The sequence below is a fragment of the Neisseria sp. P0001.S005 genome (genome assembly GCF_051963715.1).
This window is the reverse complement of the sequence record NZ_JBQCTZ010000884.1, coordinates 1-319: the sequence shown is the minus strand read 5'-3', so window position 1 is coordinate 319 and position 319 is coordinate 1. Positions and strand designations below refer to the sequence as shown.

Below are 319 nucleotides of genomic sequence, written 5' to 3'. Positions count from 1 at the left end.
TGTTCTCCGCCATCCCTGTTATCGGTCCTGATTTGTCCACTTGGATCCGCGGTGACTTCAACGTTTCCGACGTTACTCTGAACCGCTTCTTCGCCCTGCACGTTATCGCAGTACCTCTGGTATTGCTCGGCTTGGTTGTGGCACACATCATCGCCCTGCACGAAGTGGGTTCTAACAACCCTGATGGTGTTGAAATCAAGAAAAACAAAGACGAAAACGGTATTCCACGCGATGGTATCCCCTTCCATCCTTACTACACCGTTAAAGACATCTTGGGCGTCGTTGTATTCCTGATTGTCTTCTGTTCTGTGTTGTTCTT

Annotated in this window: 1 protein-coding gene; it reads left to right on the top strand. The window is 48.9% G+C overall.

Features of this window, described 5'->3' with window-relative positions; genetic code table 11:
- Nucleotides 1-319: cytochrome b N-terminal domain-containing protein (locus ACTHSP_RS23345; RefSeq protein WP_440347160.1), on the top strand; the 319-nt coding region annotated here is incomplete at both ends.